The organism is Neotamlana laminarinivorans (genome assembly GCF_020523925.1).
GTDB lineage: Bacteria > Bacteroidota > Bacteroidia > Flavobacteriales > Flavobacteriaceae > Neotamlana > Neotamlana laminarinivorans.
Window position 1 is genome coordinate 1 of the sequence record NZ_JAJAPW010000014.1, and the last position, 6813, is coordinate 6813.

Here is a 6813-nt window from a genome sequence, read left to right on the forward strand (position 1 = left end):
ACCGTATAAGGTTAATTGCTTCTGATTTTCCTGCGGAAAATCCTTGCATTTTTATTATCTTAGTTTCTTAATCTGAAAATCCTCGCGGATTTCCAGCGCAACTAAGCTTATACAAATACGTTGTAAATCATAGCGCTCACTCAAATGGCGGAAAATTCCGAATTTTAAATACTTCTGATTTCTGAAAAATTAAAACTCTGAATTATTTCGCGAAGAAAACCACTCTAACGCTGAATTTGACAAACTTTACGCTGAATTTTACTCTTGCTGAATTCAGACAGTTTGCGGAATTTATAAAACACTGACTTTGACAAATTTTACGTGGAATATCACTCGTGCGGATTGAAAATTGTTGTGGAAAAATCCTGAATTGATATTTACTCAAAATCGGAAAAACTACAATTTACAACACCGTATAAGTTTAATTGCTGCTGATTTTCCTGCGGAAAATCCTCGCATTTTTACTATCTTAGTTTCTTAATCTGAAAATCCTCGCGGATTTCCAGCGCAACTAAGCTTATACAAACACGTTACAAAAAATAGCTCCGAACTCACTCAGACGCGGAGAAATCCGATGGAAATATAAATCTGAATTTGACAAAAGCAACACGCGGAATTGAACACTCAAACTCTGAATTTTAAAACTCTGAATCTGACAATCGTTACGCGGAATCTCACTCTTGCGGAATTGAGCAAGGTTGCGGAATTTTACAACGGCTGAAAAAAGCGTGGTTTACTGTTCGCGATTTTTTTTTGAGAATTTTAAGTTAAAATATTCTAAAAAACTCAAACCTGAATTTTTGAAATTTTACGCGGACAAAATACAACCTTAAACCAATCTGACGTGTCGCTACATTTTATAACACCGTATAAGTTTAATTGCTGCTGATTTTCCTGCGGAAAATCCTCGCATTTTTACTATCTTAGTTTCTTAATCTGAAAATCCTCACGGATTTCCAGCGCAACTAAGCTTATACAAACACGTTGTAACACATTTGACCAAACTAAATGGAGAAAGTAATTTTTAAGGAAAAAGCATTCGAATATTCTCTAATCGGATATATAATTCTACTGTTATGTTGGAATTTTTATGGACTATCAAGCGGAAATTTTATAGCGTTTCTTCCTATTGCAATTCAAGGAATTTTATTGTTCTTAATTTTCTCAAAAAATAAAAATGCGAAAATCGGAATTAAAATCTGGGCGATAATATTAATATTAAGTCACGGAATTTCATTCTTGGCTAAACTTTTAAAAATCGGCTTAGGAGATGAAATTAATTTGACTGAAATATTGAATAAAGCAATCTTTCTAATAATCGGAATTTTGATATACTCATTTAACGAAAAATATGTTGAATTAATAAAAACGGAAAAATAAAAACATGTTACAACAATGTATAACCGCAATTACGGCGGATTCGACTACGTCCGAATCCACTCGGAATTGCTAACGTCTGTGCTTAACCGAAAAATTTACGTACTTTAACCCGTAAACTGACGGTTATACGAGTCCGTTGTAAATCATAGCGCTCACTTAAACGGCGGAAAATTCCGAATTTTAAAAGCTTCTGATTTCTGAAAATTAAAACTCTGAATTATTTCGCGGAGAAAACCACTCAAACTCTGAATTTGACAAAATTTACGCGGAATCTCACTCGAACGGAATTGAGCCAGTTTGCGGAATTTTAAGACGTGGAATCAACAAATATTGCGTGGAATATCACCTTTGCGGATTGAAAATTGTTGCGGATAAACCCAGAATCGGAATTCACTCAAACGCGGAAATTCAATCAAGCGGAATAACAAATCTGAAAATACTACAATTTACAACACCGTATAAGTTTAATTGCTTCTGATTTTCCTGCGGAAAATCCTCGCATTTTTATTATCTTAGTTCCGTAATCTGAAAATCCTCGCGGATTTCCAGCGCAACTAAGCTTATACAAATACGTTGTGTGTAACTTCTCCCAATCACTATGGACAAGACAAACCTTAACAATTATTTCCATTCTTTATTTCCAATAGAAACAGAAACTGTTGAGAAAATTACCGAAACATTTAAAGAATTTACACTTGACAAAAACATAAGACTTTTAGATAAAGAAACAATTAGTACAAAAACCTATTTTTTAGAAAAAGGATATATGCGTTCCTATATTCTAAACGAAGACGGTGAAGAAGTTACTACTAATATTTATTGGGCACCTTGCTTCGTTAATGATTTTCTTTCTTTTTTCAGACAACAACCTACAAAAGAAATTTATGAAACTTTAACCGAGTGTTCTTTTTGGGAAACGAATCTAGAAAATGTTCAACAAAACTTTCATACAATTCCAGAATTTAGAGAATTTAGTAGACTTTTATTTGTAATCAACTATTACAAATTGAATGATAGATTAATAGAAGTTGTAAGTCAGAAAGCAGAAACAAGGTATTTACATCTTTTAAAAAAACAACCTCATATTTTCCAGCATATTCCTTTAAAAATTATTGCTTCTTATTTAGGGATAACTGACAGTACATTAAGTAGAATTAGAAAAGATATTTCTAAAATGTAATTTCTTGACATTTATCAAGTATGTTTTTTATTAATTCGTCTCATTTTTGTAAAAAAATAAATAATGGATAAAAAACATATTGTAATAATAGGCTTAGGAGGAGTTGGAGGCTATTTCGGTTTCAAAATAAGTCAATTTAGCGAATTGAATAACTCTAATAATATATCATTTGTCGCAAGAGGTCAAACCTACGATGTTATAAAAAATAATGGTTTAACCTTATTGTCTGCCGAACATCAAAACAACACAACAAAACCTAACTTTGTTCTATCTTCTATAGAGGAAGTAATTAAACCCGATTTAATACTAGTCTGTGTTAAGGAATATGATTTAGAAAATGTGTGCAACCAGTTATCAGAAGTAATAACTGATAAAACTATTTTACTTCCAATGATGAATGGTGCTGATATTTATGATAGAATTCGAAACATAATTCCGAGAAATATTATTCTTCCTTCTTGTGTTTATGTCGCATCTCATATAAAACAGAAAGGAATTGTTGAACATAAAGGAAAAGCAGGAAAATTAATTTTTGGGAAAGATCCTCAAAATAGTTCTGAAGACATTGACTGGGTGATTAATTTAATTAAAAACAGTAGAATTGATTTTGATTTTAAAGACAATTCGTTAATTGATATTTGGACAAAATTTATTTTTATTGCAAGTTTTGGTCTTGTAACAGCTAAGCATAATTCATCAATTGGAGCAGTTTGCACTAGTCAACTTCAAAAAGAAGAAGCAACAAACATAATGAAAGAAATAAAAGAAATTGCTAATAGACAACAAATAGATTTACAAGAAAACATAATTAAAAGAACATTTGAGAAAGCTTTTACATTCCCTCCCACTACTCCAACATCTTTACAACTCGATATTAATTCAAAAAAAGACAACAACGAATTAGAATTATTTGCAGGAGCTATTATTAAATACGGACAAAAGTTAGGAGTGGAAACACCTTTTACAGAAAGTATTTATAAGGAAATAAAAGCTACACACAACAATGTATAACCGCAATTACGGCGGATTCGACTACGTCCGAATCCACTCGGAATTGCTAACGTCTGTGCTTAACCGAAAATTATTAACTTTAATCCCGTAACTGACAGTTATACGAGACCGTTACAAAAAATAGCTCCGAACTCACTCAGACTCGGAGAAATCCGATGGAAATATAAATCTGAATTTGACAAAAGCAACACGCGGAATTGAACACTCAAACTCTGAATTTTAAAACTCTGAATCTGACAATCGTTACGCGGAATCTCACTCTTTCGGAATTGAGCAAGGTTGCGGAATTTTACAACGGCTGAAAAAAGCGTGGTTTACTGTTCGCGATTTTTTTTTGAGAATTTTAAGTTAAAATATTCTAAAAAACTCAAACCTGAATTTTTGAAATTTTACGCGGACAAAATACAACCTTAAACCAATCTGACGTGTCGCTACATTTTACAACACCGTATAAGTTTAATTGCTGCTGATTTTCCTGCGGAAAATCCTCGCATTTTTATTATCTTAGTTCCTTAATCTGAAAATCCTCGCGGATTTCCAGCGCAACTAAGCTTATACAAATACGTTGTAGTGCATTTGAGAAAACCGATATGTTGAAAATAATTCGAATAACATTTTACATAGTTTTGCCCCTTTTTTTATTGGACATTTTCGACTTGTTTCAAACCAAAATCGGATTTTTAAAAGCAGTTATTTATTACGGAATTTTGATTTTACCTATTCCTTTGCTCATAATGGAATTTAAAGCTAATCGAAATTTGTCCGAACCGATATTAAGAAAGTTAATACCAATTTTGACAATCATTGGACTGATCTACTTAAATCCATTAAATATTCTATTCAATGTTGCGACTTGGAAAACCAAAACTATTGAACTGATTAATGAAAATAAAAGAAGTCATAAAGTTGAATTCCAAATGAAAGATATTGGAGCTTTAGGATATGCTAAACGAAAGGCTGAAGTCTATTATTTGACCAAGTATTTTTATGTAGTACTTTCCGAAAATTATGATGACAGGAATTTTATCGGAACTGACTGGAAAAGAGTTAACCAAAATTTAAACGAATTTGGACTGAAATAAAACGTCGGACTTTAATCTGACTGGAAAATAGAAATGAAAAAACGCACTACAACAATGTATAACCGCAATTACGGCGGATTCGACTACGTCCGAATCCACTCGGAATTGCTAACGTCTGTGCTAAACCGAAAATTATCGCTAATTTAACCCGTAACTGACGGTTATACGAGACCGTTGGCATACATTTGAAAAAACGAAAACAAACATAAGAATTGAACGAAATTGCAACATTTTGCTTCTTTTTCAGTCTTTAGAAGATATAAATTAAATTATTAAAACTATGAAATACCTTGTTCTACTCTTTTTTATAAGTTATTCAACAACCTCATTTTCACAAACAGAATACTATTCGACTAACGAAAAAAATCGGCTAACAAAGACAGAATTAGATAACTTGCTTTTGCAACAACAAGAAAAATTAGGTGATAAACTAAAAGGAATGTCTTTGGTAGCAAATATAACAAGAACCGAAACTAAACAGGATTCTGTAATTCACTATGCAACTTTTGGAGTTAAAGGAGCAGAATCTTTTACTGGTAATTTTTCAAAGTACTTGAATAAACCTTTCCCAAACTTCAAACTGACCGATTTAAAAGGAGGGGAAATTACATTGGAAGATTTAAAAGGCAAGCCAACAATTATCAATTTTTGGTTTACCAAATGTGCCCCTTGTATAGATGAAATTCCTATCCTAAATAAAATTCAAGAAGAGTATGGCTCTGACTTTAACTTTTTTGCATTAACATACGAAACACAACAAGATGTAGAAAAATTTTTAGAAAAAAACGATTTCACTTTTAACCATATAGTAGATGCAAAGGATTTTATAGACAAAATGGAAATAAAAACTTATCCTCTAAATTTTTTCTTGGATAGGAATGGAATAGTAAAAAAAGTAAAATACGGAATCCCAAAAATCAAAAATGGAAACGGCGAAATTAAAATGAGAGATGGCAAAAAATTTATCGAAATCTTACAAGGTCTGAAATAAAAACGTATGCCAACAATGTATAACCGCAATTACGGTGGATTCGACTTCGTCCGAATCCACTCGGAATTGCTAACGTTAGTGCTAAACCGAAAAATTTGCGTACTTTAACCCGTAACTGACGGTTATACGAGACCGTTACAAAAAATAGCTCCGAACTCACTCAGACGCGGAGAAATCCGATGACAATCTTAATCTGAATTTGACAAAAGCAACGCGCGAAATTGAACACTCAAACTCTGAATTTTAAAACTCTGAATCTGACAATCGTTACGCGGAATCTCACCCTTGCGGAATCGAGCAAGATTGCGGAATTTTACCACAGCTGAAAAAAAAGCGTGGTTTACTATTCGCGATTTTTTTTTTGAATTTTAAGTTAGAATATTCTAAAAAACTCAAAACCTGAATTTTGAAATTTTGCGCGGACAAAATGCAATGCTAAACCAATCTGACGTGTCGCTAAATTTTGTAACACCGTATAAGTTTAATTGCTTCTGATTTTCCTGCGGAAAATCCTCGCATTTTTATTATCTTAGTTCCTTAATCTGAAAATCCTCGCGGATTTCCAGCGCAACTGAGCTTATACAAATACGTTACAAAAAATAGCTCCGAACTCACTCAGATGCGGAGAAATCCGAGGGAAAACTAAATCTGAATTTGACCAAAGCAGCGAGCGGAATTGAATACTCAAACTCTGAATTTTAAAACTCTGAATCTGACAATCGTTACGTGAAATCTCACTCTTGCGGAATTGGGCAAGGTTGTGGAATTTTAGAACGTCTGAAAAAAACCGTGGTTTACTATTCGCGTTTTTTTTTGAGAATTTTAAGTTAGAATATTCTAAAAAACTCATAACCTGAATTTTGAAATTTTGCGCAGACGAAATGCTGTGCAAAACCAATCTGATGTGTCGCTACATTTTGTAACACCGTATAAAATTAATTGCTTCTGATTTTCCTTCGGAAAATCCTCGCATTTTTATTATCTTAGTTCCGTAATCTGAAAATCCTAACGGATTTCCAGCGCAACTAATCTTATACAAATACGTTGGGCTTCATTTAAAAAAAATCGTTTCCAATCAAAATTTCAAGTTAAAATCATTATTTTTGGTTATAAATAAATATGAAATGAATATTCAGGCGGAAAAAATAGAATTGGTAAAAATGCTTTTG

The 6813-nt window shown here is 32.5% G+C and carries 5 protein-coding genes; all 5 read left to right on the forward strand.

Going from position 1 to position 6813, the window contains the following annotated elements:
- Positions 1–1008 precede the first annotated feature (1008 nt).
- The 5 genes from LG649_RS15690 to LG649_RS15710 all read left to right on the forward strand — a co-directional run bounded on the left by LG649_RS15690 (position 1009) and on the right by LG649_RS15710 (position 5644).
- A complete protein-coding gene (locus LG649_RS15690) occupies positions 1009–1380 on the forward strand; it encodes a hypothetical protein (RefSeq protein WP_226544771.1) in 372 nt (123 codons plus the stop codon).
- Positions 1381–1978: 598 nt separating this feature from the next.
- Positions 1979–2560 (forward strand): Crp/Fnr family transcriptional regulator, encoded by a 582-nt coding sequence (locus tag LG649_RS15695; RefSeq protein ID WP_226544772.1) that lies wholly within the window; start codon positions 1979–1981, stop codon positions 2558–2560.
- A 63-nt stretch (positions 2561–2623) separates the two neighbouring features.
- Positions 2624–3571, forward strand: a complete 948-nt coding sequence (locus LG649_RS15700) for a ketopantoate reductase family protein (RefSeq protein WP_226544773.1) — start codon at positions 2624–2626, stop codon at positions 3569–3571.
- Between the two features lie 590 nt (positions 3572–4161).
- Positions 4162–4653, forward strand: coding sequence for a hypothetical protein (locus LG649_RS15705; protein ID WP_226544774.1), 492 nt, complete (start codon positions 4162–4164; stop codon positions 4651–4653).
- Between the two features lie 280 nt (positions 4654–4933).
- Positions 4934–5644, forward strand: a complete 711-nt coding sequence (locus LG649_RS15710) for a TlpA family protein disulfide reductase (protein WP_226544775.1) — start codon at positions 4934–4936, stop codon at positions 5642–5644.
- Positions 5645–6813: the final 1169 nt, after the last annotated feature.

Coding starts and splice junctions, on each gene's coding strand:
- LG649_RS15690 (WP_226544771.1), top strand. CDS start 1,009: ATGGAGAAAGTAATTTTTAAGGAAAAAGCATTCGAATATTCTCTAATC.
- LG649_RS15695 (WP_226544772.1), top strand. CDS start 1,979: ATGGACAAGACAAACCTTAACAATTATTTCCATTCTTTATTTCCAATA.
- LG649_RS15700 (WP_226544773.1), top strand. CDS start 2,624: ATGGATAAAAAACATATTGTAATAATAGGCTTAGGAGGAGTTGGAGGC.
- LG649_RS15705 (WP_226544774.1), top strand. CDS start 4,162: ATGTTGAAAATAATTCGAATAACATTTTACATAGTTTTGCCCCTTTTT.
- LG649_RS15710 (WP_226544775.1), top strand. CDS start 4,934: ATGAAATACCTTGTTCTACTCTTTTTTATAAGTTATTCAACAACCTCA.